The following is a 25,762-nucleotide window of genomic DNA, read 5'->3' on the forward strand; positions in this document are numbered from 1 at the left end:
ATGACGTCTAAAGAACTAGCCTTTTGGGAAACGGTTCTGAAATATGCCCAGAACGGAAAAAACATCGGAGGTAACGCCTTTGATTTCTATGTGGTCCCAGCTCGCCTCATGAAGATCGAAAAAGACATTGCCCATATCGCCTTGACATTTTCCGTACAAGAAACTTTTTTTACAACAAATATGGGAGATTATATTGAGATCGCTGGTTATGAGATTTTCGATCGTAAAATCTCTCCCCGTTATCACATGATTGAAGAAGAGACCACGGAGGAACCCACGGATTTAGTACCGACTTTTGCTTCTCAACCTACCTATCTGCCTCCACTCGAGGACTCCCATCTCAACTCCAAATACAGCTTTGACAACTTTGTGCAAGGGCCTGGTAATCAATCTGCCCTTGGGGTATCGCTGGCCATTGTCAACGAACCGAGCTTTACCATTACAGATGATCGCAACACCTACTCTCCCTTCTTTCTCTATGGCGGATCTGGGCTGGGGAAGACCCACCTGCTCAATGCGATTGGAAATGGCATTCAAGAAAAGTTTCCCCTAGCTCGTATTCTTTACACCACTGCCGAAAATTTTTCGAATGAGTTTAGAAGAGGAACGGCTAACAGGACCATGATGCAATTCCAAGAGAAATATCGCAATCTCGATGTCCTCTTGATTGACGATGTCCAGTTTCTTGGAGAGGGAGCTAAAGAACTGTCAAATGAGGAAATTTTTCATACCTTTGATGCCTTGTCCAATAATAATAAACAGATTGTCCTAGTTTCTGACCGCGATATCAGCCAGCTGGGGAATATTCCTGAACGGCTGACCTCTCGTTTTGGTCAAGGGATTACCATGGATATCACTCCGCCCGACTATGAAACTAGGATTAACATCTTACTTCAAAAAACCGAGAATCTGCCTCGAATTTTCACTCCAGATGCTATTGAGTACATCGCCAGTCAAAACTTTAAAAATGTTCGGCTGATGGAAGGCACTCTTGTCACCATTGACAAGAGAGCTGAGGTCGAAGGGGTTGAACGTATTACGGTTGAGTTTGTCGCCAAGGCCCTGCGTTCCGCTAGTCAACCCGCCCAGCAAACGCTCACTATCGCTGAGATCCAAAAAGAAGTGGCGAATTTTTACGGCGTCTCTGTCAAAGAAATCAAATCCACCAAGCGCCACCAGAATTTGACCTTGGTCCGACACGTCGCTATCTATCTCTCAAGAGAATTGACCGATAGTAGCACCACCAAAATCGGCAAGGAGTTTAAGCGCGATCATTCGACCGTGATTACAAGCATCCGAAAAATCCAAAACATGCTCAAAACAGATGACAGTTTGCGCATTGAAATCGATACCCTGCAAAAGAAACTCAGGGAACCTGTGGAAAACTAAGGACGTTTTCCCTAGGGTTTTCCACAACTTGTGGAGAAATCTCTCTTCTAAGAAAATCACGGCCTTTGAGAGTTTTCCACGTTTTCCACAAGCCCTACTACTACTATTAATAGCTATACTCTAAAAATAAAAGGAGATCCCCATGCAATTTTCCATCAACAAAACTTTTTTTCTCCAAGCTTTAAGCATTACAAAAAGAGCTATCGGATCTAAAAATGCCATTCCCATACTTTCTAATTTTAAAATTGAAGCTACAGCAGACGCTGTTCTTCTAACAGGGTCTAATGGACTCGTTTCTATCGAGTATCAAATCACACAGGAGAATCCCAAAGCTGGGCTGTTGATCTCTTCTCCAGGAAGTATCTTACTAGAAGCAAACTTTTTCTTAAACATTGTTGCTAGTTTGCCAGAAGCCAGCATTGATTTTAAAGCTATTGATCATCACCAAGTGGTTTTGACCAGCGGAAAGTCAGAAATTACCCTAAAGGGAAAAGATGTCGATCAGTACCCGCGCTTAAAAACCTTTGCAGCTAAAAAACCGCTTGCCTTATCAACGAGTTTGTTAAAACAGCTTATTTCTGAAACGGCTTTTGCAGCCAGTACGCAAGAGAGTCGTCCTATTCTAACGGGTGTGCATTTGACCATTTCAGAAAAAGGGGAGCTCAAACTCGTTGCGACCGATTCTCACCGTTTAAGCCAACGCCAAGTCAATTTAGAGGGGGCTGTTCCAAAAGCCCTAGACGTGGTCTTGCCTAGTCGTTCTCTAAGGGAATTATCGAGCGTTTTTAGCGAGGCAACCACTCAGGTTGAACTTTACTACTCGGATACTCAACTGCTCTTTAAAAGCCCTGAAATTAGCTTCTACACGCGTCTTCTTGAAGGAAGCTATCCTGATACGGATCGCCTCTTATCTTCTCAATTTGAGACGGAATTGGTCTGCCAGACTAAAATCTTACGCTCCGCTATGGAACGGGCCTTCTTAGTCTCTCATGCGAGTCAAACAGGAACGGTCAAGCTAGAGATGACAAAAGATCTGGTGAGTGCACATGTTAACTCACCAGAGGTCGGAAAAGTCAATGAAGAAATTGAGATGGAATCTTTCTCAGGCAGCGGCTTGACCATTAGCTTTAACCCAACCTACCTCATTGAAGCCCTAAAAGCTCTCAAAAGTGAAACGGTGAGGATTCGTTTTGTGTCTCCCGTTCGTCCCTTTACGCTCACCCCTGGCGATGAGAGCGAAGCCTTTATCCAGTTGATCACCCCAGTCAGGACCAACTAAGGAGACGATATGTATCAACTTGGAAGTATTGTCGCCTTAAAAAAGCCCCATGCTTGTGTGATCAAATCAACAGGGAAAAAGGCTAATGAGTGGGAGATTAAGCGTGTTGGGGCTGATATTAAGCTCAAGTGTACCAATTGCTTGCATGAGGTCATGATGAGTCGGTATGATTTTGAAAAACGCCTAAAAAAGGTTCTCAGTGAATGAGGAAAGCACAAAGCTTGTTGGAATTTAACAAGCTTTTTTGCTTAACTTTTGGTATAATAGAGCTAACTGATTTTTGAATGGAGAACACTATGGCTTTAACAGCAGGTATTGTCGGACTTCCCAATGTTGGGAAATCTACCCTTTTTAACGCAATTACAAAAGCAGGAGCAGAAGCAGCCAACTATCCCTTTGCGACCATTGATCCCAATGTGGGCATGGTAGAAGTGCCAGATGAGCGCTTGCAAAAGTTGACCGAGTTGATTACCCCTAAAAAGACGGTTCCAACCACTTTTGAGTTTACAGATATTGCAGGGATTGTCAAAGGAGCTTCTAAAGGCGAGGGACTGGGGAATAAGTTTCTAGCCAATATTCGTGAAGTGGATGCGATTGTGCATGTGGTCCGTGCCTTTGATGATGAGAATGTCATGCGTGAGCAAGGGCGTGAGTCAGACTTTGTCGATCCCATTGCGGATATTGAAACCATCAATTTAGAGTTGATTCTAGCGGATTTAGAGTCCATCAACAAGCGTTATGCACGCGTGGAAAAGATGGCCAGAACGCAAAAAGATAAGGATGCCATGGCTGAGTTTTCGGTTCTTGAGAAGATAAAACCCGTTCTTGAAGACGGGAAATCTGCAAGAACGATTGACTTTAGCGAGGACGAAAAAAAGATTGTCAAGGGTCTCTTTTTGCTAACCACTAAACCCGTTCTTTATGTGGCCAATGTTGACGAGGACAAGGTAGCTGATCCAGAAGCGATTGCCTACGTTCAACAAATAAAGGACTTTGCAAAGACGGAAGATGCCGAAGTGGTGGTCATTTCAGCGCGTGCTGAAGAAGAGATTGCAGAACTTGACGATGAAGACAAGGCGGAGTTTCTTGAAGCGCTTGGCTTGACAGAATCTGGTGTAGATAAGTTGACACGAGCAGCTTATCATTTACTAGGACTTGGCACATACTTTACAGCAGGTGAAAAAGAAGTCAGAGCTTGGACCTTTAAGCGTGGCATGAAAGCCCCTCAGGCAGCAGGCATTATTCACTCTGATTTTGAAAAAGGCTTTATCCGTGCTGTCACCATGTCCTACGATGATTTGATGACTTACGGTAGCGAAAAAGCTGTCAAAGAAGCAGGACGCTTACGCGAAGAAGGAAAAGAATACATCGTTCAAGACGGTGATATCATGGAGTTTCGTTTTAACGTCTAAGACAAGACAAGGACAAATAAAAAGAAGTCTGGGACAAGCTAGCCCTAGACTTTTTGCTATTGAGTAAAAGAGGATAGAAAATGGTAAAAATGATTGTTGGCTTGGGAAATCCAGGAAGTAAATATGAAAAAACACGACATAATATCGGATTTATGGCGATTGACAGAATTGTCAAAGACCTGTCAATTACCTTTACAGAAGAGAAAACCTTTAAGGCCTTAGTTGGGTCAGGCTTTATCCATCAAGAAAAGGTCTATTTCGTGAAACCTTTGACCTTTATGAACAACAGTGGGCTAGCGGTTCGTGCTCTTTTGATGTATTATAATATTGCGATTGAGGACGTATTGGTGATTTATGATGATCTGGATATGGCCATCGGTAAACTTCGCTTTAGGGAAAAAGGATCAGCAGGCGGGCATAATGGAATCAAGAGTTTGATTCATCTCCTTGGTACTTCTGATTTTAATCGTTTGAAGGTTGGCATTGGTCGTCCTCCAAAAGGCAGAAGTGTCGTGCATCATGTTTTGGGAGAGTTTGAGAAAGACGAAGCAATCGCGATTGATCTCATACTTGACAAGGTTGACAAGGCTGTCGATGATTATTTACAAGATGTGTCAATGGAAGACTTGATGAGGCGCTACAATGGTTAAGACAACTTTACTTGAACTGGTCAAAAAGAGCCAGCCCATGCAAGCTTGGTTAGAAGAGCCAAGTAAAAGCAGGCAGCTGGTGATGGGACTGTCTCACTCAAGCAAAAGTCTTGCCATCGCTACCTATTTTCACGAAAAACAAGAAACCATTCTGCTTCTCACAGCAAAGCGTCATGAAGCAGAACTCCTAGCAGATGATTTGACAGCTTTACTGGATGAAGAAAGGGTCTTTTCTTTTCTAGCGGATGATTTAGTGGCAGCAGAATTTTTGATGTCATCAAAAGAACAATCCAAAGAGCGATTAGATGCCTTAAAGGCTCTATCAGACGGCAAGCCCCATATCGTGGTGGCCAATCTTTCTGGAGCGCGCCTGTTTCTTCCAAGTCCAGCAACTTTTCAAGATCATCTCCTGTCTTTTCAAGTGGGGGAGGAATATGAGCTCAGCCATCTTGTCAAGCAACTGTCAAGGCTGGGCTATGAAAAGGTGGCTAAGGTCTTAGAGCCAGGAGAATTTAGCCTAAGAGGCGATATCCTAGATATTTATGATGTGAGTCTTGCAAGACCTTTTCGGTTGGAGTTTTTTGGAGACGAATTAGACCGATTACAGACCTTTGACACAGACACTCAACAGTCGCTTGCTTCTTTGTCTGACGTGACCATTGGTCCAGCGGATGAGTTGATCTTTAGTGAGGAGGACTGGGAGCGCGGCTTGTCGTCTTTTGAGCAGGAGCAGGAAAAAGCAACCAGTCAAGCCCTAAAAGACTACCTGCTAGAGCTAATCCAAGTGACACAAGATGGTTATCGCCACCCCCAACTCAAACAGTTTTTGGCTTCTTTTTATGAGAAAGAGTGGTCCCTGCTGGACTATCTTCCTAGGGGTGGTCTTTTATTTTTAGATGATGTGCAAAAGTTAGCTGAGGCCAATAGCCAGTTTGATTTAGACCTAGCTAATTATCTGACGGCTCGTCTAGAAGAGGGGAGGGCTTTTTCTAGTCAAACTTACTATGCGACCATCTATCAAGCGTTGAGACAATATCAGCCAGCTGTGTTTTTTTCTCAGTTTCATAAGGGGCTAGGCAATTTACGCTTTAGTCAGGTGCACTCCTTCACGCAGTATGCCATGCAGGAATTTTTCAACCAAATTCCCCTTCTCCTCGAAGAAATGAAGCGCTATCAAAAGCAAGGAGCGACCATTCTGATACAGGCAGCTTCAAAGGAAGAGCTACTTCGTCTTCAATCTCTCTTTTTAGAATATGGGTGTGAGCTATCCATAGCTGAGGAAGAGCAGCTGTTTTCTCAAGAAATGCAGTTGGTGGAAGGGCATCTCTCCAGTGGTTTTTATCTGGCAGATGCGAAATTAGCGGTGGTGACAGGAAAGGAAATCTTCCATAAGCCAGTGAAACGGCGTATTCGAAGGCAAGAAGCTAGCAATGCTGAACGCTTGAAAGATTACAATGAGCTAGAGGTCGGAGATTATGTGGTTCATCATATTCATGGGATTGGCCGCTTTCTTGGCATTGAGACCATTGAAGTGGGAGGGATTCACAGGGACTATCTGACCATTCAGTATCAAAATTCTGACCGCATTTCGATTCCCATTGAGCAACTAGATGCCATCTCGAAATATATCGCTAGTGACGGTAAGGAGCCTAAACTCAATAAGCTTAATGACGGGCGCTTTCAAAGGACCCGCAAGCGGGTTGAAAAACAAGTTGAGGATATTGCGGCAGATTTGGTCAAGCTTTATGCAGAAAGAAGTCAGCTGCAGGGCTTTGCCTTTTCACCAGACGATGAAAGCCAGCAGACTTTTGATGAGGATTTTCCTTACGTGGAGACTGAGGACCAGCTGCGTTCGATTAAAGAAATCAAGAAAGATATGGAAAGCACGCGCCCGATGGATCGCTTGTTGGTTGGTGATGTTGGTTTTGGAAAGACCGAAGTTGCCATGCGAGCTGCCTTTAAGGCGGTCAATGATGGCAAGCAAGTTGCCATTTTAGTGCCGACTACTGTCCTAGCCCAGCAGCACTACGTGAATTTTAAGGAACGCTTTGAATCTTTTCCAGTTGAAGTTGCTGTTTTGAGTCGTTTTCAAACCAAAAAGGAACAAGAAGAGGTGTTGATGCGCCTTAAAAAAGGGCAGGTGGATATTATCATTGGAACGCACCGGCTCTTGTCCAAAGATGTCGTGTTCGCGGATTTGGGGCTTTTGATCATTGATGAGGAACAACGGTTTGGTGTCAAACACAAGGAACGGCTCAAGGAGTTGAAAACCAAGATCGATGTCTTGACCTTGACGGCTACTCCTATCCCTCGGACGCTTCACATGTCGATGCTGGGGATTCGTGATTTGTCCTTGATCGAGACACCACCAACCAATCGTTACCCTGTCCAGACCTATGTCATGGAGGTCAACCCAGGAATCATTCGGGAAGGGATTTTACGTGAGTTAGAGCGTGGTGGTCAGGTCTTTTATGTTTACAACCGTGTTGACACTATTGAGCAAAAGGTAGCCGAGTTGCGTGAGTTGGTCCCAGAAGCTTCCATTGGTTTCGTGCATGGACAGATGAGTGAGATTCAGTTGGAAAATACTCTGCTGGACTTTATCGCAGGGGAGTACGATGTCTTGGTGGCGACCACCATTATTGAGACGGGGGTCGATATTTCCAATGTCAATACCCTCTTTATTGAAAATGCGGATTACATGGGTCTTTCTACTCTTTATCAGTTGAGAGGACGAGTCGGACGTAGCAATCGGATTGCCTATGCTTACCTGATGTATCAACCCAACAAGATCCTCTCAGAAGTTTCAGAAAAACGCCTAGAAGCCATTAAAGGCTTTACCGAACTAGGCAGTGGCTTTAAGATCGCTATGCGTGACTTGTCTATTCGAGGGGCGGGAAATCTCTTAGGGGCTTCACAGAGTGGTTTTATTGACTCGGTTGGGTTTGAGCTGTATTCGCAACTGTTAGAAGAAGCGATTGCGCAAAAACAAGGCAAATCTCAAGCTAGAGTCAAGGGCAATGCTGAAATCGCCCTCCAGATAGATGCTTATCTGCCAAGTGACTATATCTCAGATGAGCGGCAAAAAATTGAACTCTACAAGCGTATTCGAGAAATAAGCACTCAAGAAGACTATCTTGCCTTGCAGGAGGATATGGTTGATCGCTTCGGAGATTATCCAGACGTGGTGGCTTATCTGCTTGAAATAGCTCTTCTCAAGGCTTATCTCGATAGGGTCTTTGTCAAACTGGTGCAAAGACGTGGGGATGAGATTATGGTGCAGTTTGAAAAGAGGATTCAAGGGATTTTTCTTACCCAAGATTATTTTGAAGCCTTGTCTAAAACCCAGCTCAAGGCGAGAATTAGTGAGCAACAAGGAGCTATTGAGGTTATTTTTAACGTTAGAGGAAAGAAAGATCATGAGATCTTGAGAGAATTGATTAGATTTGGAGAAGCCTGCCTTGCCATCAAAAACCGAAAAATGGAAACAAACCACCCAGAAAGCTAGTTTATGGATTGGGCTAAGTGGCTTGATTTCTAAGATTCTTGCAGCGATTTACCGTGTCCCTTATCAAAATCTTGTCGGGGATCGGGGCTTTTATGCTTATCAACAGATTTATCCTTTTTTGGCCATAATCTCTAGTCTGGGTTTAACCGCCCTTCCTAATTTGATTTCAAGTGTGGTTCACCGTGTGGATCAAAAGGAGCAAACAGTTTTTTTTCGCCTAATGGCTTATGCGTGTTGGCTAGGCGCTTTTTGCTTGATGCTAGGGCATCGGACCCTCGCTCAAGCCATGGGGGCAGAACCCTTGGCACCAGCTTTTTTGATGGCAGCTGCTATCTTGGTGCTAACTCCCTTTATCTCCTACTATCGGGGCATGGATCAAGGTGAAGGGGACATGGCGTTAACGGCGACGAGTCAGGTACTAGAGCAAACCCTTAGGATTGTGGTCATTATTGTTTGTGCCTTAGCTTACACTTGGCTTGGTTGGGACATTTATCAAACAGCTGTGGGTGCTGCTTCTGGTAGCCTTGTTGCTAGTGGTGTGACGTTGATCTACCTCAAACAGCGTTCGCCTCACACAAGGATTTCCTTGCGGAAAGAAAAACGAGAGCATCCCTTCTCTCTTTTAAAACATCTGCTTCCTAGTTTGGTTTATACGTTTTTTGCCATTTATTTGTTATTATTTCAGCTGATAGATGCTTTTTTGGTTAAAAATGCTTTGGTAGCATCTGGTTTGGGAAATCACTCGGCAGAAGCTCTCAAAGGCATTTACGACAGGGGACAGCCCTTAATTCAGTTTGGTTTGATTTTGGGGACGGCTCTTTTCACTAGTCATTTGCCTGAGTTGAGCAAGTGGTATCAAAAAGACCGACTCATCTACCAAAAACAGAGCCAGACCTTGCTCCAAGTCATTTATTATGCGACCATGACCATGACGACTGGTTTTATCTTGGTGCTTCCCTTGGTCAATCGGTTTTTGTTTAAAACCAATCAAGGGCAAGCAGCCTTGATGGTCTATTTGACCTTTATCTTTTTAACCAGTTTGATTCAATGGTGTCACCAAGAAGCCTTTCTAAGAGGGAAAAACCTCGTATCTTTGGTCTGCATTGGGGTGGGCTTAGTGGTAAAGGGGCTGTTGACCTACCCTTTGACGCAGCAATGGGGGATTTTAGGCAGTAGCTTATCAGGCTTTTTAGCCTTGTGCTTGGTGCTTGTTCTTTATCTTTTCGTCTTGCGCCCCCCTCTTACTCTCTTTTCAAATGCTTCTTATTACCTTGCTCTTTTAGGCATGCTTGTCCTTGTTTATGGAGGTGTTGCTTTACTTACTTTTGAAAGCAGATGGTTAAGTGGTTTGAGTTTGATTCTTGTTGTCGGTTTGGGAAGTGGCTTTTTCTTGTTTGTGGCTAAAAAAGGACAGATTTTTTCGGAGGAATTATGGTCTTTCCTACCAATTCCTCATAAAAAATGATAGAATGAAAAAATAAAACGAGGTAAAAACATGAGATTAGACAAGTATTTAAAAGTATCACGGCTGATTAAACGCCGCTCTGTGGCTAAGGAAGTAGCGGATAAAGGAAGAGTCAAGGTCAATGGCATCTTAGCCAAATCGTCAACGCCTGTTAAAATAAACGATGAAATCGAAATCCGATTTGGGAATAAACTGGTGAGCGTGAAAGTTCTTGAAATCAAAGACAGCACCAAAAAAGAAGATGCCGTGAAGATGTATGAACTCATCAAGGAAGTAAGGATTGAAAGCGATGACCAAGAATCCTAACATTGTGCAACTTGACAATCGTTATATCAAGGATGAAACCATCAAGCAAAGAAGAGAAGAAGCAGAAAACAGAAGGCGAAACCGATTTATGGGCTGGATTTTAGTCTGCATGATGCTCTTATTTATCCTGCCAACTTATAACTTAGTCGAAAGCTACATCAATTTACGGGAAAAACGAGGCGAAATCCAAAAATTAGAAAGCAATTATCAAAAGCTTCGTGAGGAAACGGATCGCCAACAATTGTTAGCCAAACAGTTAAAAGACGAGGCTTATGTGGAAAAATATGCGAGAGCTAAGTATTATTATTCCCATGATGGTGAAAAGGTTTATCCGCTTCCAAAATCAAAATAAGGAGAAGAAATGGATGATTTGATAACAGTAATCGAGACCTTTTTAGCGTATTCGGATGAAAAATTAGAGGAATTACACGAAAAAAATCAAGCGCTCAAACAAGACACCACAGAAGATTAAGAAAGGAAGAGGGGATGAAAGCAAAAACAATGATTGGCTTGTTGGGGCTGTGCTTTTTCCCCTTTTCTTTTGCTTTGGCTGAGGAACAAGCCCACAATTTGGCGCCTTTTCTTGCTACTAAAAATCCTATTTTTCAGCAATGGTATTGGACAAGCCTTCCTGAGCATCCCTTGCTTTTAGACAAGCAGTTGGTTTTTAAAGATCCAGATCTTCGCCAGCCAGTTGGTTGGAAAGAAAAAGAAACACCCTTATCAATTAAGCAGCTGCTTCTCAATGCGCAGGGCGTGGCAGTGTTTGAGTTGAGTGATGGCACTTATTTGACAGCGTCCAAATCTGCTATTGTTGAAGATAAGGTTCTTGAGGAAAAGACGATTCACCAAACGTATTGGACCAAAAAAGGCTTTACCTTATATAGCGAGCCTTATCGCGTAGGGCTCTCTCCTAAATCAACGGATGTCAAACCCTATCAGGCACTCCAAGCGACAAAAAGAGCAAAGACCAGACATGGCGTTTATCTCTTTTTCAAGGATAAAGGCTGGATAGCCGAAAAAAATCTGAGTCAAGTCGATAATCGGATGGAAAAAGTTCAAGAGGTTTTGTCTCAAAAGTATAATAAGGAAAACTACGGCATTTATGTCAAACAATTAGCCACAGGAAAAACAGCTAGCATTAACCCAGATAAGCGATTTTATGCTGCCAGTGTGACCAAACTTCCTCTTCTTTATTATGTCGAAGAGCAGCTTCAAAAAAGCAAGGTGTCTCTGAATGATCGCCTACTTTATGATGAAAAAGTGAAGCAGTTTAAGGGCGCCTATAACCCAGAAGGCAGCAGTCGCTTGCCTTTAAGTCCCAACAACCAATCTTACAGTATTGCAGACTTGCTTTCTTTTGTTGCAAAAAGCTCAGATAATGTCGCCAGCAACATCCTCGCCTATTATGTTGCCAACCAATATGACAAAACCTATCAAAAAGAGATGAAGTGGCTAGCTGGTGATACTTGGGATATCAGCAAGCGTGAAGCCTCGGTGACCATGGCAGCTAGCGTTATGGAGCATATCGTGAGGCAAAACGGTCGCATTATGGATGAACTTTCCAAAACCGATTTTGATGATCAGCGTATTGCCAAAAACATTTCAGTTCGGGTGGTGCATAAGATTGGTGACGCTTATGATGATAAGCATGATGTGGCTTATGTGGAAGGGGCTTCGCCTTTCATTTTAGCTATTTTTACTGATCAGGCATCCTATGAAGATTTGACCGCGATTGCGGATGATGTTTACGAGGTATTGAAATGAAAGAGTATAAAGACCTGTACCAACACGTTCAGCAAGCAGGTTATTTTAAGGAGCACAGGCGGGTTTTAATGGCTGTTTCAGGTGGGGTAGATTCCATGAATTTACTTCACTTTTTGCATGCTTACAAGGAGCAGCTTGGGCTGACTCTTGGGATTGCACATGTTAACCATAAACAAAGAAAAGAATCCGATGAAGAGGAGGCTTACCTCAGCCAACTGGCTAAAGAGCTGGGGCTTCCTTTTTATGCTGCGCATTTTTCAGGTTCTTTTTCAGAAGCAGCAGCGCGTGATTTTCGCTATACTTTTTTTAAGCAGGTCATGGAAGAAAAGAGCTATACGGCTCTTGTGAGCGCCCATCATGCCGATGATCAAGCTGAAACCATTTTGATGCGGTTACTCAGAGGCAGTCGTTTACGTCACTTAGCAGGTATTCCCGTGGTTCAACCGTTTGGTTCTGGACAGTTGATTCGTCCCTTTCTTTGGGTGAAAAAAAGAGAGCTGCCAGATTGTTACCATTTTGAAGATGAGTCCAATCAGAGCAGGGATTATTTTAGAAATCGGGTGCGTTTGGATTATTTACCAAGGCTTCGTCAAGAAAATCCTCGCCTAGAAGAAGCCTTGACGGATTTGGGAAAAGAAACTGGTGCGCTTTTTCAAGCCTTGAGGGATTTGACAAAGGATTTAGATGGACAAGATCTAGCCACTTTTTATCAGCAATCCCAAGCTGTTCAAACCTTTTTGTTTCAAGACTATCTCACGCACTTTCCAGATTTGCAGCTGTCCAAAAAACAATTTGAAGCAGCCCTTTCTCAATTACGAATAAAAGAGGAGAGAAAGTACCTTTTGACAAAAGACTATGTCTTGATAAAAGGGAGAAAGCGTTTTTTTATCAAAAAAATCAGTCCCAAGTCCAATGGTCAATTTATGTCAAAGGTGCTAAACTATAATGACAGTGTTGACTGCCATCAAAAACGCTTGACTTATCTTTCAAATCTTGATGGACAAATCCCCTTACTTGATGCACCGTTGACATTAAGACAAAGGCAAAGTGGAGATGTCTTAGAAATGAATGGCTTTCACAAAAAACTGAGACGCTGGTTCATTGATGAAAAAATCCCCCAAGAGCAAAGAGAAAGGGCTATCATAGGAGAACAAGGTGGAAAGATTCAATTTGTTCTCACAGATGATAGAACATATTTGAGAAAGAAAGATAAAAATGATACAATAGCAGGTAGTTTATTGATAGAAAGTAGAAGAAACATGTTAGAACAAGATATTAAAAAGGTTCTTTATACCAATGACGAAATTGTCGCCAAAACCAAGGAATTGGGTGAGCGCTTGACCAAAGATTATCAAGGGAAGAACCCCCTTTTGGTTGGCATCTTAAAAGGTTCTGTGCCTTTTATGGCAGAACTCATGAAGCATATCGATACGCATGTGGAGATGGACTTTATGGTGGTTTCTAGCTATCACGGTGGGATTAAAAGCAGTGGTGAGGTAAAGATCATCAAAGATGTGGATACCAATATTGAAGGGCGTGACATCCTCTTTATCGAAGACATTATTGATACAGGAAGAACCCTCAAGTATCTACGCGACATGTTTGAATACAGAAGAGCTAATTCGATTAAGATTGCGACCCTCTTTGACAAACCAGAAGGCCGTGAAGTAGAAATCGAAGCAGACTATGTTTGCTATGATGTGCCAAATGAGTTTATCGTTGGCTTTGGCTTGGACTATCAAGAACACTATCGTAACCTCCCTTATGTTGGTGTCTTGAAAGAGGAAGTTTACACACAACCTTAGAAAGTATAATAGGTGACAGATGAAAAATAATCGAAATAATGGGCTATTTCGAAATGCCTTTGTTTATATTTTATTGATCATTGGTTTGATTACAGCGGGGCAATATTATTTCCGTGGAACCAATGTTCAAAGTCAGAAGATTGACTACTCAACCTTGGTCAAGCATATCGAGGCTGGAGATGTCAAGAGTATCAGTTATCAGCCAAGTGGTTCTATTATTGATGTTGAAGGAGAGTACAAAAAATCTCAAAAAGTTACCCTTTCTTCAACCTTCCTTGGGAAAACAACCACTTCTGTGACACACTTTACCTCTCTCATTTTACCGAGCGATACTTCTATCAAGACGATCGAAGAGGCTGCTAAAAAGGCCAATACAGACATTACGGTTAAACCAGAGAGTTCAAGTGGTACTTGGATTGCGATTTTGACCAGCTATCTTCCTATCATCATCATGATTGGCTTCTTTACCATGATGATGCGCCAAGGTGGTGGCGCTAATGGTGCTATGAATTTTGGTAAAAATAAAGCCAGAGCAGCTAGCAAAGATGATGTCAAGGTTCGTTTCTCAGATGTCGCTGGTGCAGAAGAGGAAAAACAAGAACTGGTTGAAGTGGTGGATTTCCTCAAAGATCCGAAGAAATACAAGGCACTCGGTGCACGGATTCCGTCCGGTGTCCTTCTTGAGGGCCCTCCAGGAACCGGTAAAACCCTCCTTGCTAAGGCAGTTGCTGGTGAGGCAGGTGTGCCATTCTTTAGCATTTCAGGTTCTGACTTCGTTGAGATGTTTGTCGGTGTCGGAGCTAGTCGTGTGCGTTCCCTCTTTGAAGACGCGAAAAAAGCTGGTCGTGCCATTATCTTTATCGATGAGATCGATGCCGTTGGTCGCAGACGTGGCGCTGGTATCGGCGGTGGTAATGACGAACGTGAGCAAACCCTTAACCAGCTCTTGATTGAGATGGATGGTTTTGATGGCAATGAAAGCATCATCGTCATTGCAGCTACCAACCGTAGTGATGTCTTAGACCCAGCCCTTCTTCGTCCAGGACGTTTTGATCGAAAAGTCTTGGTGGGTCGTCCAGATGTTAAGGGACGTGAAGCCATCTTGAAGGTACATGCTAAAAATAAACCACTCGCTTCTGATGTTGACTTGAAGAAAGTTGCCCAACAAACCCCAGGTTTTGTGGGAGCTGATCTCGAAAATGTTCTGAATGAAGCCGCCCTTGTTGCAGCTCGTAGAAATAAAACCGAGATTGATGCCAGTGATATTGATGAAGCAGAAGATCGTGTCATTGCTGGTCCATCTAAGAAGGACAAGACCGTTTCTGAGAAAGAACGGCAGTTGGTTGCCTACCATGAGGCAGGACATACCATTGTTGGTTTAGTCTTATCTAATGCACGTGACGTTCATAAAGTTACCATCGTTCCTCGTGGGCGTGCAGGTGGTTATATGATTTCCTTACCAAAAGAAGATCAAATGCTCTTGTCTAAAGATGACATGAAAGAGCAGTTGGCTGGACTTATGGGGGGACGTGTTGCTGAAGAGATTATCTTTAACACGCAAACCACAGGTGCTTCAAACGACTTTGAACAAGCCAGTCAAATGGCGCGTGCTATGGTCACCGAGTACGGCATGAGTGAAAAACTTGGGCCTGTTCAATACGAGGGTAGCCATGCCATGATGGCAGGGCAAGTCAGCCCAGAAAAACCTTATTCTCAAGAAACGGCTATGTTGATTGATGAAGAAGTTCGTGCTCTGCTCAATGAAGCTAGAAATAAAGCGGCTGATATTATCAATGAAAACCGTGAAACTCATAAATTGATTGCAGAAGCCTTGCTTAAATATGAAACCCTTGATGCCGCTCAAATCAAGTCTATTTATGAAACAGGCAAGATGCCAGATGAAGTGACTTCAACTGACGAAGAGGAATCTTACGCTCTTTCTTATGATGAAATCAAAGAAAAAATGGCAGAAAAAAACGATCAATCAAGTGAAGAAAAATAAAAGTCAGGAATCTTTCCTGACTTTTTCATATTTACAATTATCCGTTTCTATGATAGAATAAATTACTTTTTATTATTCAAAGGAGAGAGATTCTTGTCTATTTTTAGAAAAAAAGCCATTATGACTGAGCGTCCGCCTCTGAAAAACCGTCATCTCGGTTTGGGGAGTCTGGTGCTGTTTGGCATCGGAGCCATTGTTGGAACTGGTATTTTTACGGTGACGGGGATTGGTGCGGCTAAATATGCAGGACCTGCCTTAGTCATTTCTATCTTGATTTCAGCGGTTGCTGTTGCTTTATCTGCTATTATCTTTGCAGAATTTGCCTCCAGAGTTCCGACCAATGGAGGAGCTTATGGTTATATTTATGCCACACTAGGTGAGTTTCCAGCTTGGATGACCGGTTGGTTCATGATCATTGAATTTTTAACAGCAGCAGCCAGCGTTGCGTCTGGATGGGGTGGTTATTTTAAAGGACTACTCGCTAACTACGGTTTTGTCCTTCCCAATGCTTTGAGTGGACACTTTGACCCAAGCAAGGGACAGTTCATTGACCTATTTCCTGTTCTTGTGATTGCTTTGGTGACGGGTATTGTTTTGATGGATTCTCAAAAAGCCCTTCGTTTTAATAATATCTTGGTGGTGCTTAAATTTTCAGCCCTTGCCTTGTTTATTATTTTGGGGATTTTCCATATTCAACCGAGCAACTGGTCTGATTTTGCCCCATTTGGTTTTGGACAACTCTTTGGAGGACAAACGGGGATTATGGCGGGTGCTTCTCTGATGTTCTTTGCCTTTTTAGGTTTCGAGGCGCTTCCGATGGCTATTGACGAGATCAAAGATCCAGAAAAGACTTTGCCTAAAGGGATTGCGATTACTGTATCTGTTGTTGCTGCTCTTTATGTAGCAGTCACTCTTGTATTGACAGGTTTGGTTCACTATACTAAGTTAGATGTAAGTGATGCGGTTGCCTTTGCTTTAAGAAGTGTTGGTCTGACTTGGGCTGGGAATTATGTGTCAACGGTGGCTATCTTGACCCTAGTGACGGTCTGTATTGCCCTTATTTTCACCTTATCTCGGACAGTTTACAGCATCAGTCAAGACGGTTTATTTCCAAAATCACTTAGTCGCATCAATGAAAAAACAAAGGTTCCAACTAATGCTACCTTGCTAGCAAGCCTTGTTGCTGCTCTTTTGGCAGGATTTTACCCATTAGAAACCTTGTCTGGATTGACAAGTCTGGTAACCTTAGTTTATCTCGCTATGCTACCGATTGCTCTTTTGAAATTAAGAAAGGAAAAAGGAATGCCTAAACAAGGTGAATTTAAAGTGCCTTTAGTTCCCCTTCTTCCTCTTCTATCTTTGGCAGTGTGCTTGTTTATGATTGTGCAATCAAGCCTAGACACTTGGCTAATCTTTATCAGTGCGAGTTTGCTTGGAATTGTTATTTATGCTCTTTATGGCTATCGCCATTCGACATTGAAGTAAAAGATGAAACCCACCGATAAAAATATTGGTGGGTTCTGTTGCTTCTTAGGATGTTTAAGGCATAAAGTCTGAGAAATGCGATTTCATCTTGTTCAAGAGCTTTTTCTTTCCTTTGAAGGTTTTTCCAGCTAAGATGAGTTCGAGTTGGGTTTGTTCTTCTTTGGTAAGAAATTGCTGCAATTGCTCACAGATGTCTTGAAAGGCGACCGTATCTAGGGTGTCTAATTTTCCCTTTTCTTTAATAGCGTGCGCCATGTCTGAGACTTCTTCGTAGGGCATTTGATTAAACTTTCTTTTTAGGGATTGTTGTTTTCGGATGACATCGTTGATATGGTTGGTGAATTTTGTCTTAAAGAAGCGAAAGAGCTTGTCTTCTTGCTCGGCTAGTTCTGGCAGTTTGTCTAAGAGCAGGTGCAGGATTAAGCGCCCCTCTTGTTCCCAGTCTCCCTTGTCCCACAGTGAGATGTAGTACTGTCTAGCCGTTTTTAGTACAATGGGCTTGACTTTGAGGTAGAGGGTTTCAAAGTTATCTTCATTGTCAAAGTGAAAGGTTAAGATTTGATAGTGTTGTGTCATGGGAACTCCTCAATAAAAGATATTTTCGTGATAAGATAGCTCTATTATAGAGAAATAAAGCGTATCTGCCCATGACACAAATGTCCAAATGAGACAAGAGCTACTTTTCAAGCAGTAAAAAACGAAAAAGAAGTCCCAAGAAACATTTGTTTCGTGGGACTTTGCCATAATTTTAAGGCTTGATGGCAACTATTTGGTTGAACATTTTGCATTATAAGTCTCACATGTTTCTTTGTACTAAAAATAGATCGATAACATCCGAGGTAGATTTTCCCTACTGCAGATATTATCGAGCTATTTTTTCTTATCCCATACAAATGATGTTTTGCTTATTTGTTTGATGCCTTCTTTTCTCGATGAATAGCCCTTGAGGGCTATAAGGCTTGGTCCATTTCCACTGATTGCGATTTCTCTTTTTCTTAATTAACATCGGAAAAGGATAGGGGACATCCTCCTTATGAACGTAGATGATCTCCCACTCTGTATAGTTGACTTTCATGATAGCCTCCAATATATTTGTTTGATGCTTTTATTTTATCTAAAAAGTCTTTGAGAAGCCATGACAGAAATGTCCGAAAGGGGCTATTCTAGATTTTAAGAAAAAAAGCTAAAAAAATTTTAAAAAAGGTATTGACAGTCAGGAATAAGTTTGCTAGAATATAATAGTTGTCGCTTGAGAGAGCGATAGAAAGACCTTTGAGAACTAAATAAGAAACAACCAAGTAAGGGTTACACAAGTAACCCGTCAATAAAGAAAAAGCTAGCAATAGCATGAGTAAGATTTAAACGAGAGTTTGATCCTGGCTCAGGATGAACGCTGGCGGCGTGCCTAATACATGCAAGTAGAACGCAGAGGAGAGGAGCTTGCTTCTCTCTAATGAGTTGCGAACGGGTGAGTAACGCGTAGGTAACCTACCTCTTAGCGGGGGATAACTATTGGAAACGATAGCTAATACCGCATAACAGCTTATGCTGCATGGCATAGGTTTGAAAGGCGCAAGAGCGTCACTAAGAGATGGACCTGCGTTGTATTAGCTAGTTGGTAGGGTAAAGGCCTACCAAGGCGACGATACATAGCCGACCTGAGAGGGCGATCGGCCACACTGGGACTGAGACACGGCCCAGACTCCTACGGGAGGCAGCAGTAGGGAATCTTCGGCAATGGGGGCAACCCTGACCGAGCAACGCCGCGTGAGTGAAGAAGGACTTCGGTTCGTAAAGCTCTGTTGTAAGCGAAGAACGGGTGTGAGAGTGGAAAGCTCACACTATGACGGTAACTTACCAGAAAGGGACGGCTAACTACGTGCCAGCAGCCGCGGTAATACGTAGGTCCCGAGCGTTATCCGGATTTATTGGGCGTAAAGCGAGCGCAGGCGGTTTCGTAAGTCTGAAGTAAAAGGCTGTGGCTTAACCATAGTACGCTTTGGAAACTGCGGGACTTGAGTGCAGAAGGGGAGAGTGGAATTCCATGTGTAGCGGTGAAATGCGTAGATATATGGAGGAACACCGGTGGCGAAAGCGGCTCTCTGGTCTGTAACTGACGCTGAGGCTCGAAAGCGTGGGTAGCGAACAGGATTAGATACCCTGGTAGTCCACGCCGTAAACGATGAGTGCTAGGTGTTAGGCCCTATCCGGGGCTTAGTGCCGTAGCTAACGCAATAAGCACTCCGCCTGGGGAGTACGACCGCAAGGTTGAAACTCAAAGGAATTGACGGGGGCCCGCACAAGCGGTGGAGCATGTGGTTTAATTCGAAGCAACGCGAAGAACCTTACCAGGTCTTGACATCCCTCTGACCGGCCTAGAGATAGGCTTTCTCTTCGGAGCAGAGGTGACAGGTGGTGCATGGTTGTCGTCAGCTCGTGTCGTGAGATGTTGGGTTAAGTCCCGCAACGAGCGCAACCCCTATTGTTAGTTGCCATCATTAAGTTGGGCACTCTAGCGAGACTGCCGGTAATAAACCGGAGGAAGGTGGGGATGACGTCAAATCATCATGCCCCTTATGACCTGGGCTACACACGTGCTACAATGGCTGGTACAACGAGTTGCGAGTCGGTGACGGCAAGCTAATCTCTTAAAGCCAGTCTCAGTTCGGATTGTAGGCTGCAACTCGCCTACATGAAGTCGGAATCGCTAGTAATCGCGGATCAGCACGCCGCGGTGAATACGTTCCCGGGCCTTGTACACACCGCCCGTCACACCACGAGAGTTTGTAACACCCGAAGTCGGTGAGGTAACCGTAAGGAGCCAGCCGCCTAAGGTGGGATAGATGATTGGGGTGAAGTCGTAACAAGGTAGCCGTATCGGAAGGTGCGGCTGGATCACCTCCTTTCTAAGGAACAGTAGAAATACTGCACGGATTTACTTGGTTCTTATTTAGTTTTGAGAGGTCTTGTGGGGCCTTAGCTCAGCTGGGAGAGCGCCTGCTTTGCACGCAGGAGGTCAGCGGTTCGATCCCGCTAGGCTCCATAGGGTACGTTTGTTATCCTAAGTTTAGTCCATTGAAAATTGAATATCTATATCAAATAGTAACAAGAAAATAAACCGAAACGCTGTAATACGAGACTTAAGAGTAGAGTCAAAAAAATAAGGTTAAGTTAGTAAGGGCGCACGGTGGATGCCTTGGCACTAGGAGCCGATGAAGGACGTGACGAACAACGAAATGCTTTGGGGAGCTGTAAGTAAGCGTAGATCCAGAGATGTCCGAATGGGGGAACCCAACAGGTTATGCCTGTTATCCCTACCTGTTAAGGGTAGAGGAGGGAAGACGCAGTGAACTGAAACATCTAAGTAGCTGCAGGAAGAGAAAGCAAAAGCGATTGCCTGAGTAGCGGCGAGCGAAACGGCAGGAGGGCAAACCGAAGTGTTTACACTTCGGGGTTGTAGGACTGCGATGTGGACTTAAAGATTATAGAAGAATCATCTGGGAAGATGAGCCAAAGAGAGTAAAAGCCTCGTATTCGAAATAGTCTTTATACCTAGCAGTATCCTGAGTACGGCGGGACACGAGGAATCCCGTCGGAATCTGGGAGGACCATCTCCCAACCCTAAATACTCCCTAGTGACCGATAGTGAACCAGTACCGTGAGGGAAAGGTGAAAAGCACCCCGGGAGGGGAGTGAAATAGAACCTGAAACCGTGTGCCTACAAGAAGTTCGAGCCCGTTAATGGGTGAGAGCGTGCCTTTTGTAGAATGAACCGGCGAGTTATGATATGATGCGAGGTTAAGTGGAAGAAGCGGAGCCGTAGGGAAACCGAGTCTGAATAGGGCGAATTAGTATCATGTTATAGACCCGAAACCATGTGACCTACCCATGAGCAGGTTGAAGGTGCGGTAAGACGCACTGGAGGACCGAACCAGGGCACGTTGAAAAGTGCTTGGATGACTTGTGGGTAGCGGAGAAATTCCAAACGAACTTGGAGATAGCTGGTTCTCTCCGAAATAGCTTTAGGGCTAGCGTCGACATTAAGATTCTTGGAGGTAGAGCACTGTTTGGGTGAGGGGTCCATCTCGGATTACCAATCTCAGATAAACTCCGAATGCCAAAGAATTATGGTCGGCAGTCAGACTGCGAGTGCTAAGATCCGTAGTCGAAAGGGAAACAGCCCAGACCACCAGCTAAGGTCCCAAAATAATTGTTAAGTGGAAAAGGATGTGGGGTTGCACAGACAACTAGGATGTTAGCTTAGAAGCAGCTATTCATTCAAAGAGTGCGTAATAGCTCACTAGTCGAGTGACCCTGCGCCGAAAATGTACCGGGGCTAAAACAATTTACCGAAGCTGTGGATACCTTTATGGTATGGTAGGAGAGCGTTCTATGTGTGGAGAAGGTGTACCGTGAGGAGCGCTGGAACGCATAGAAGTGAGAATGCCGGTATGAGTAGCGAAAGATGGGTGAGAATCCCATCCACCGTAAGACTAAGGTTTCCAGGGGAAGGCTCGTCCGCCCTGGGTTAGTCGGGACCTAAGGAGAGACCGAAAGGTGTATCCGATGGCCAACAGGTTGATATTCCTGTACTAGAGTATGAAGTGATGGAGTGACGCAGAAGGCTAACTCAAGCGTGCGATTGGAAGAGCACGTCTAAATAGTGAGGGGTGGTATGAGTTAAATGCTTGTACCTATAACCTTGAGCTATGATGGGGAGCGAAGTTTAGTAGCGAAGTGAGTGATGTCACGCTGCCAAGAAAAGCTTCTAGCGTTGTATCATACTCTACCCGTACCGCAAACCGACACAGGTAGTCGAGGCGAGTAGCCTCAGGTGAGCGAGAGAACTCTCGTTAAGGAACTCGGCAAAATGGCCCCGTAACTTCGGGAGAAGGGGCGCTGATTTAGGTCAGCCGCAGTGAATAGGCCCAAGCAACTGTTTATCAAAAACACAGCTCTCTGCGAAATCGTAAGATGAAGTATAGGGGGTGACGCCTGCCCGGTGCTGGAAGGTTAAGAGGAGTGCTTAGCGTAAGCGAAGGTATGAATTGAAGCCCCAGTAAACGGCGGCCGTAACTATAACGGTCCTAAGGTAGCGAAATTCCTTGTCGGGTAAGTTCCGACCCGCACGAAAGGCGTAATGATTTGGGCACTGTCTCAACGAGAGACTCGGTGAAATTTTAGTACCTGTGAAGATGCAGGTTACCCGCGACAGGACGGAAAGACCCCATGGAGCTTTACTGCAGTTTGATATTGAGTATCTGTACCACATGTACAGGATAGGTAGGAGCCGATGAGAGCGGGACGCCAGTTTCGCTGGAGGCGCTGTTGGGATACTACCCTTGTGTTATGGCTACTCTAACCCAGATAGGTGATCCCTATCGGAGACAGTGTCTGACGGGCAGTTTGACTGGGGCGGTCGCCTCCTAAAAGGTAACGGAGGCGCCCAAAGGTTCCCTCAGATTGGTTGGAAATCAATCGTAGAGTGTAAAGGTATAAGGGAGCTTGACTGCGAGAGCTACAACTCGAGCAGGGACGAAAGTCGGGCTTAGTGATCCGGTGGTTCCGTATGGAAGGGCCATCGCTCAACGGATAAAAGCTACCCTGGGGATAACAGGCTTATCTCCCCCAAGAGTTCACATCGACGGGGAGGTTTGGCACCTCGATGTCGGCTCGTCGCATCCTGGGGCTGTAGTCGGTCCCAAGGGTTGGGCTGTTCGCCCATTAAAGCGGCACGCGAGCTGGGTTCAGAACGTCGTGAGACAGTTCGGTCCCTATCCGTCGCGGGCGTAGGAAATTTGAGAGGATCTGCTCCTAGTACGAGAGGACCAGAGTGGACTTACCGCTGGTGTACCAGTTGTCTCGCCAGAGGCACAGCTGGGTAGCTATGTAGGGAAGGGATAAGCGCTGAAAGCATCTAAGTGCGAAGCCCCCCTCAAGATGAGATTTCCCATAACGTTAAGTTAGTAAGAGCCCTGAGAGAAGATCAGGTCGATAGGTTAGGAGTGGAAGTTGTGTGAGCAATGGAGCGGACTAATACTAATAGCTCGAGGACTTATCCAAATGAAGTAATGAGAACGTTAAGAAGAGCGTATGATTTTAGGAAAACGGCAAGAAATCCTGATTTCTTAGACGGTTTATCTAAATCACTAGCTTTTTAGTTCGAATACAATTTAAGAAGTATTGACAGTTGGTTTAGAAGTTGTTATAATGATAAGGTATTCAATTTTGAGTCGATTAAGCGACTTAGAGAGTTAAGTGATGATAGCCTAGGGGATACACCTGTACCCATGCCGAACACAGCAGTTAAGCCCTAGAGCGCCGGAAGTAGTTGGGGGTTGCCCCCTGTGAGATATGGTCGTTGCTTAGCGAAGGGAGTTTAGCTCAGCTGGGAGAGCATCTGCCTTACAAGCAGAGGGTCAGCGGTTCGATCCCGTTAACTCCCATAAGTAGAAATACTGAAGGTCCCGTAGTGTAGCGGTTATCACGTCGCCCTGTCACGGCGAAGATCGCGGGTTCGATTCCCGTCGGGACCGTATTAGATGAGAATCTAGTAGAAGTCAGACTCGTTAGCTCAGTTGGTAGAGCAATTGACTTTTAATCAATGGGTCACTGGTTCGAGCCCAGTACGGGTCATATAGGCGGGTTTGGCGGAATTGGCAGACGCACCAGATTTAGGATCTGGCGCCTTAGGGCGTGGGGGTTCAAGTCCCTTAACCCGCATAAAGAGATAGGCCGGCTTAGCTCAGTTGGTAGAGCATCTGATTTGTAATCAGAGGGTCGCGTGTTCAAGTCATGTAGCCGGCATTAAAGCGAACGTAGTTCAGTGGTAGAACACCACCTTGCCAAGGTGGGGGTCGCGGGTTCGAATCCCGTCGTTCGCTTGAGGGGCCGGGGTGGCGGAACTGGCAGACGCACAGGACTTAAAATCCTGCGAAAGGTAACTTTCGTACCGGTTCGATTCCGGTCCTCGGCATAGAAATGAGCACCCTTAGCTCAACTGGATAGAGTACCTGACTACGAATCAGGCGGTTAGAGGTTCGAATCCTCTAGGGTGCATAGCATAACGGGAAGTAGCTCAGCTTGGTAGAGTACTTGGTTTGGGACCAAGGTGTCGCAGGTTCGAATCCTGTCTTCCCGATATGAAGAAAAAGGAAGCTATTATAGCTTCCTTTTTTTGACTACAAAAAGTTCCATGTGATTTATAATGAAAAATGGTTAAACTTACATTAGAAAGTGTCACGTGGAACATATTAAGAATACTACAAAATTGATTGGAATAAAATCCCCAAATATCACTGTCTTGTCTGTCTGGAAATCACGGCTCAGCTAGATTTCTCCGCGCAAAACTGACTGTCCGTTCTGCGAGGAAGTGTAAAAACTGTTGCAAAGAGACGCTCGCTGAAGCCCTTTCTCGTCAAGAAAAATCATCAAATCGTTTCACCAATACCGCTGTCGCTAAGTGTTTTCATAGCTCAGTTTATTCAGCTCATAGACAACTTTAATCAGTTCACTTTCAAAAACAATTTTTAACATTTGCCTAAGTTATTGTTTTGTGATGAGTTTTATAGAAACAAGGGCAATCTCTTTTATCATTATTCTAGAGAGATTAGAGGGCAGAGACAAAACAAAGGCATAAAAGCTCAAGCCTTTGATTTTCGCAACTTTAAAAAGACAAGATCAAGCTCCTCATCGCTTTTGATATGCCAAAAGGATTTAGTCTATCTGGTACAAGACTAAATCCTTGAGTGAAATGAATTGTCTAATTTTTTATACTAAGCGAACAATAAGAGTATTTTATCCGATGGTGCCGTAGGCGGTAATCAATTTTTGATTTTGTTCTGGGCCATAGGCAACATAGCGACGTTGACCAGAGGCACCGATATAGGATAGCCAAATGTAACCATCTCCGATATAAACGCTGTCGTAGTAGAAGCTGCCTCCCTTTGTATAGTAAGCAACAGGCTCTCCAGCTGTGCTTGGTGCGCTTCGGATGTTTAGTCGTTCAAGTGCTACGGTGAATCGCCCTTTTTCATCTCGTAGTTTTCGATAATTTCCAGTTGAGGCTGGAGTAGTCGTGCCTGTTACTGGTGAAACAGAAGCTGTGATACTTTGGTTACCGTCTTGATATGGTGGGCGGATCCAACCGATAATGACACCATCTGAACTTGACAGACCACGATTGCGGTAGCGAGCAGGGCCACCAAGTGTCAGAGCAGTTGGGCCACCATCAACGTTTTGCTCGATGGTTTGCATGATACCGCCGTTACTATCTGAAATCACAAGGCCTGTATGACCGTAAACGTGCGCATAGGTGCGCATGACAAAGATATCACCAGCACGCGGGCTATCACCATTTCCTGAACGGATAACGGTGTAGCCAGCTTGTTGGGCACTATCTAATAGGTTGATGGCATTTCCCCAAATGGAGCGTCCAAAGTATTTCCCTAGAATCCAGTTGCTCAGATCGACACATTGTCTGCCGTAAACCCCATCATAATCCACTCCTTGACCTTGATTGGCAAGGGATTTTGCCCAGTTGATGACTTCAACCTTGGTAACGTTGTTTGCCTTGACCTCCTGAAGAGGGAAGAAAAGAGCCCCTAAGGCTAGACTAGAAAAAAGGTATTTTGACCACTTCATAATAAATCTCCTTTATTTTAGAATCACCTAGTCTATTCGTAAGTTATGGTC

17 protein-coding genes, 10 tRNA genes, 3 rRNA genes and 1 pseudogene are annotated in these 25,762 nt (G+C 44.3%); 28 read left to right on the top strand and 3 right to left on the bottom strand.

What is annotated here, in order from left to right:
- The 15 genes and pseudogenes from dnaA to ACZ49W_RS00075 all read left to right on the top strand — a co-directional run.
- Positions 1-1,389: chromosomal replication initiator protein DnaA (dnaA, locus tag ACZ49W_RS00005; RefSeq protein WP_464813342.1), on the top strand; the 1,389-nt coding region annotated here is incomplete at its 5' end.
- A 142-nt stretch (positions 1,390-1,531) separates the two neighbouring features.
- Positions 1,532-2,668 carry a DNA polymerase III subunit beta gene (gene dnaN, locus ACZ49W_RS00010; RefSeq protein ID WP_464813343.1) on the top strand — a complete coding sequence of 379 codons (1,137 nt, stop codon included), beginning with the start codon at positions 1,532-1,534 and terminating at the stop codon, positions 2,666-2,668.
- A 9-nt stretch (positions 2,669-2,677) separates the two neighbouring features.
- Positions 2,678-2,875, top strand: coding sequence for a DUF951 domain-containing protein (locus ACZ49W_RS00015; RefSeq protein ID WP_464813344.1), 198 nt, complete (start codon positions 2,678-2,680; stop codon positions 2,873-2,875).
- 89 nt (positions 2,876-2,964) lie between these two features.
- Positions 2,965-4,080 carry a redox-regulated ATPase YchF gene (gene ychF / locus ACZ49W_RS00020; protein WP_464813345.1) on the top strand — a complete coding sequence of 372 codons (1,116 nt, stop codon included), beginning with the start codon at positions 2,965-2,967 and terminating at the stop codon, positions 4,078-4,080.
- A gap of 80 nt (positions 4,081-4,160) precedes the next feature.
- Positions 4,161-4,730: an aminoacyl-tRNA hydrolase gene (gene pth, locus ACZ49W_RS00025; RefSeq protein ID WP_464813346.1), complete on the top strand. Its 570-nt coding sequence runs from the start codon at positions 4,161-4,163 to the stop codon at positions 4,728-4,730.
- Entirely contained in the window at positions 4,723-8,238 is a 3,516-nt protein-coding gene (mfd, locus tag ACZ49W_RS00030; RefSeq protein ID WP_464813347.1) for a transcription-repair coupling factor, read from the top strand. Before pth ends, mfd begins: the two co-directional genes overlap by 8 nt.
- Positions 8,192-9,703, top strand: coding sequence for an oligosaccharide flippase family protein (locus ACZ49W_RS00035; protein WP_464813348.1), 1,512 nt, complete (start codon positions 8,192-8,194; stop codon positions 9,701-9,703). Before mfd ends, ACZ49W_RS00035 begins: the two co-directional genes overlap by 47 nt.
- A gap of 30 nt (positions 9,704-9,733) precedes the next feature.
- Positions 9,734-10,009 (top strand): RNA-binding S4 domain-containing protein, encoded by a 276-nt coding sequence (locus tag ACZ49W_RS00040; protein ID WP_464813349.1) that lies wholly within the window; start codon positions 9,734-9,736, stop codon positions 10,007-10,009.
- Complete coding sequence (locus ACZ49W_RS00045) at positions 9,993-10,361, top strand: FtsB family cell division protein (protein WP_464813350.1); 369 nt, start codon at positions 9,993-9,995, stop codon at positions 10,359-10,361. The genes ACZ49W_RS00040 and ACZ49W_RS00045 overlap by 17 nt, the downstream gene beginning before the upstream one ends.
- A gap of 9 nt (positions 10,362-10,370) precedes the next feature.
- Complete coding sequence (locus ACZ49W_RS00050) at positions 10,371-10,481, top strand: SP_0009 family protein (RefSeq protein ID WP_464813351.1); 111 nt, start codon at positions 10,371-10,373, stop codon at positions 10,479-10,481.
- A 14-nt stretch (positions 10,482-10,495) separates the two neighbouring features.
- Entirely contained in the window at positions 10,496-11,776 is a 1,281-nt protein-coding gene (locus ACZ49W_RS00055) for a serine hydrolase (RefSeq protein WP_464813352.1), read from the top strand.
- Positions 11,773-13,023, top strand: a pseudogene (gene tilS, locus ACZ49W_RS00060) (tRNA lysidine(34) synthetase TilS); the annotation flags it as partial. The gene ACZ49W_RS00055 and the pseudogene tilS, both read left to right, overlap by 4 nt.
- Before the next feature lie 12 nt (positions 13,024-13,035).
- Positions 13,036-13,581 (top strand): hypoxanthine phosphoribosyltransferase, encoded by a 546-nt coding sequence (hpt, locus tag ACZ49W_RS00065; protein WP_464814931.1) that lies wholly within the window; start codon positions 13,036-13,038, stop codon positions 13,579-13,581.
- A gap of 19 nt (positions 13,582-13,600) precedes the next feature.
- Positions 13,601-15,583, top strand: coding sequence for an ATP-dependent zinc metalloprotease FtsH (gene ftsH / locus ACZ49W_RS00070; RefSeq protein ID WP_464813353.1), 1,983 nt, complete (start codon positions 13,601-13,603; stop codon positions 15,581-15,583).
- Positions 15,584-15,676: 93 nt separating this feature from the next.
- Entirely contained in the window at positions 15,677-17,068 is a 1,392-nt protein-coding gene (locus ACZ49W_RS00075) for an amino acid permease (protein WP_464813354.1), read from the top strand.
- Between the two features lie 54 nt (positions 17,069-17,122).
- Here the strand turns inward: ACZ49W_RS00075 and ACZ49W_RS00080 are convergent, their stop codons facing one another.
- Together ACZ49W_RS00080 and ACZ49W_RS00085 are read right to left on the bottom strand one after the other, a co-directional pair.
- Entirely contained in the window at positions 17,123-17,644 is a 522-nt protein-coding gene (locus tag ACZ49W_RS00080; protein WP_464813355.1) for a sigma-70 RNA polymerase sigma factor region 4 domain-containing protein, read from the bottom strand.
- Between the two features lie 304 nt (positions 17,645-17,948).
- Complete coding sequence (locus tag ACZ49W_RS00085) at positions 17,949-18,143, bottom strand: hypothetical protein (RefSeq protein WP_464813356.1); 195 nt, start codon at positions 18,141-18,143, stop codon at positions 17,949-17,951.
- Positions 18,144-18,426: 283 nt separating this feature from the next.
- Here ACZ49W_RS00085 and ACZ49W_RS00090 point away from each other — a divergent pair.
- The 13 genes from ACZ49W_RS00090 to ACZ49W_RS00150 all read left to right on the top strand — a co-directional run bounded on the left by ACZ49W_RS00090 (position 18,427) and on the right by ACZ49W_RS00150 (position 24,209).
- Positions 18,427-19,974: ribosomal RNA gene (locus tag ACZ49W_RS00090) — 16S ribosomal RNA — on the top strand.
- A 64-nt stretch (positions 19,975-20,038) separates the two neighbouring features.
- Positions 20,039-20,111, top strand: a tRNA-Ala gene (locus tag ACZ49W_RS00095).
- 121 nt (positions 20,112-20,232) lie between these two features.
- Positions 20,233-23,131 (top strand): 23S ribosomal RNA (locus ACZ49W_RS00100).
- Between the two features lie 191 nt (positions 23,132-23,322).
- Positions 23,323-23,438: ribosomal RNA gene (gene rrf, locus ACZ49W_RS00105) — 5S ribosomal RNA — on the top strand.
- Together the 16S, 23S and 5S rRNA genes with 10 tRNA genes alongside form the textbook arrangement of a ribosomal RNA operon.
- Positions 23,439-23,441: 3 nt before the next feature.
- Positions 23,442-23,514, top strand: a tRNA-Val gene (locus tag ACZ49W_RS00110).
- Between the two features lie 17 nt (positions 23,515-23,531).
- Positions 23,532-23,604, top strand: a tRNA-Asp gene (locus ACZ49W_RS00115).
- Between the two features lie 27 nt (positions 23,605-23,631).
- A tRNA-Lys gene (locus ACZ49W_RS00120) sits at positions 23,632-23,704 on the top strand.
- 5 nt (positions 23,705-23,709) lie between these two features.
- A tRNA-Leu gene (locus tag ACZ49W_RS00125) sits at positions 23,710-23,791 on the top strand.
- A gap of 11 nt (positions 23,792-23,802) precedes the next feature.
- Positions 23,803-23,875: transfer RNA gene (locus tag ACZ49W_RS00130), tRNA-Thr, on the top strand.
- A 5-nt stretch (positions 23,876-23,880) separates the two neighbouring features.
- Positions 23,881-23,952: transfer RNA gene (locus ACZ49W_RS00135), tRNA-Gly, on the top strand.
- Between the two features lie 6 nt (positions 23,953-23,958).
- Positions 23,959-24,044 (top strand) — tRNA-Leu (locus tag ACZ49W_RS00140).
- Between the two features lie 9 nt (positions 24,045-24,053).
- Positions 24,054-24,127 (top strand) — tRNA-Arg (locus ACZ49W_RS00145).
- Between the two features lie 8 nt (positions 24,128-24,135).
- Positions 24,136-24,209 (top strand) — tRNA-Pro (locus ACZ49W_RS00150).
- 656 nt (positions 24,210-24,865) lie between these two features.
- Here the strand turns inward: ACZ49W_RS00150 and ACZ49W_RS00155 are convergent.
- Positions 24,866-25,711: a CHAP domain-containing protein gene (locus tag ACZ49W_RS00155; RefSeq protein ID WP_464813357.1), complete on the bottom strand. Its 846-nt coding sequence runs from the start codon at positions 25,709-25,711 to the stop codon at positions 24,866-24,868.
- Positions 25,712-25,762: the final 51 nt, after the last annotated feature.

It is taken from the genome of Streptococcus sp. STR1/CE/0325 (genome assembly GCF_055386095.1).

What these genes read in the sequence shown, in the direction of transcription:
- hpt (WP_464814931.1), top strand. Translation starts at nt 13,036, where the DNA reads ATGTTAGAACAAGATATTAAAAAGGTTCTTTATACCAATGACGAAATT.
- dnaN (WP_464813343.1), top strand. Translation starts at nt 1,532, where the DNA reads ATGCAATTTTCCATCAACAAAACTTTTTTTCTCCAAGCTTTAAGCATT.
- ftsH (WP_464813353.1), top strand. Translation starts at nt 13,601, where the DNA reads ATGAAAAATAATCGAAATAATGGGCTATTTCGAAATGCCTTTGTTTAT.
- ACZ49W_RS00155 (WP_464813357.1), bottom strand. Translation starts at nt 25,711, where the DNA reads ATGAAGTGGTCAAAATACCTTTTTTCTAGTCTAGCCTTAGGGGCTCTT.
- ACZ49W_RS00055 (WP_464813352.1), top strand. Translation starts at nt 10,496, where the DNA reads ATGAAAGCAAAAACAATGATTGGCTTGTTGGGGCTGTGCTTTTTCCCC.
- ychF (WP_464813345.1), top strand. Translation starts at nt 2,965, where the DNA reads ATGGCTTTAACAGCAGGTATTGTCGGACTTCCCAATGTTGGGAAATCT.
- ACZ49W_RS00050 (WP_464813351.1), top strand. Translation starts at nt 10,371, where the DNA reads ATGGATGATTTGATAACAGTAATCGAGACCTTTTTAGCGTATTCGGAT.
- ACZ49W_RS00085 (WP_464813356.1), bottom strand. Translation starts at nt 18,143, where the DNA reads ATGAAAGTCAACTATACAGAGTGGGAGATCATCTACGTTCATAAGGAG.
- ACZ49W_RS00080 (WP_464813355.1), bottom strand. Translation starts at nt 17,644, where the DNA reads ATGACACAACACTATCAAATCTTAACCTTTCACTTTGACAATGAAGAT.
- ACZ49W_RS00040 (WP_464813349.1), top strand. Translation starts at nt 9,734, where the DNA reads ATGAGATTAGACAAGTATTTAAAAGTATCACGGCTGATTAAACGCCGC.
- mfd (WP_464813347.1), top strand. Translation starts at nt 4,723, where the DNA reads ATGGTTAAGACAACTTTACTTGAACTGGTCAAAAAGAGCCAGCCCATG.
- ACZ49W_RS00015 (WP_464813344.1), top strand. Translation starts at nt 2,678, where the DNA reads ATGTATCAACTTGGAAGTATTGTCGCCTTAAAAAAGCCCCATGCTTGT.
- pth (WP_464813346.1), top strand. Translation starts at nt 4,161, where the DNA reads ATGGTAAAAATGATTGTTGGCTTGGGAAATCCAGGAAGTAAATATGAA.
- ACZ49W_RS00045 (WP_464813350.1), top strand. Translation starts at nt 9,993, where the DNA reads ATGACCAAGAATCCTAACATTGTGCAACTTGACAATCGTTATATCAAG.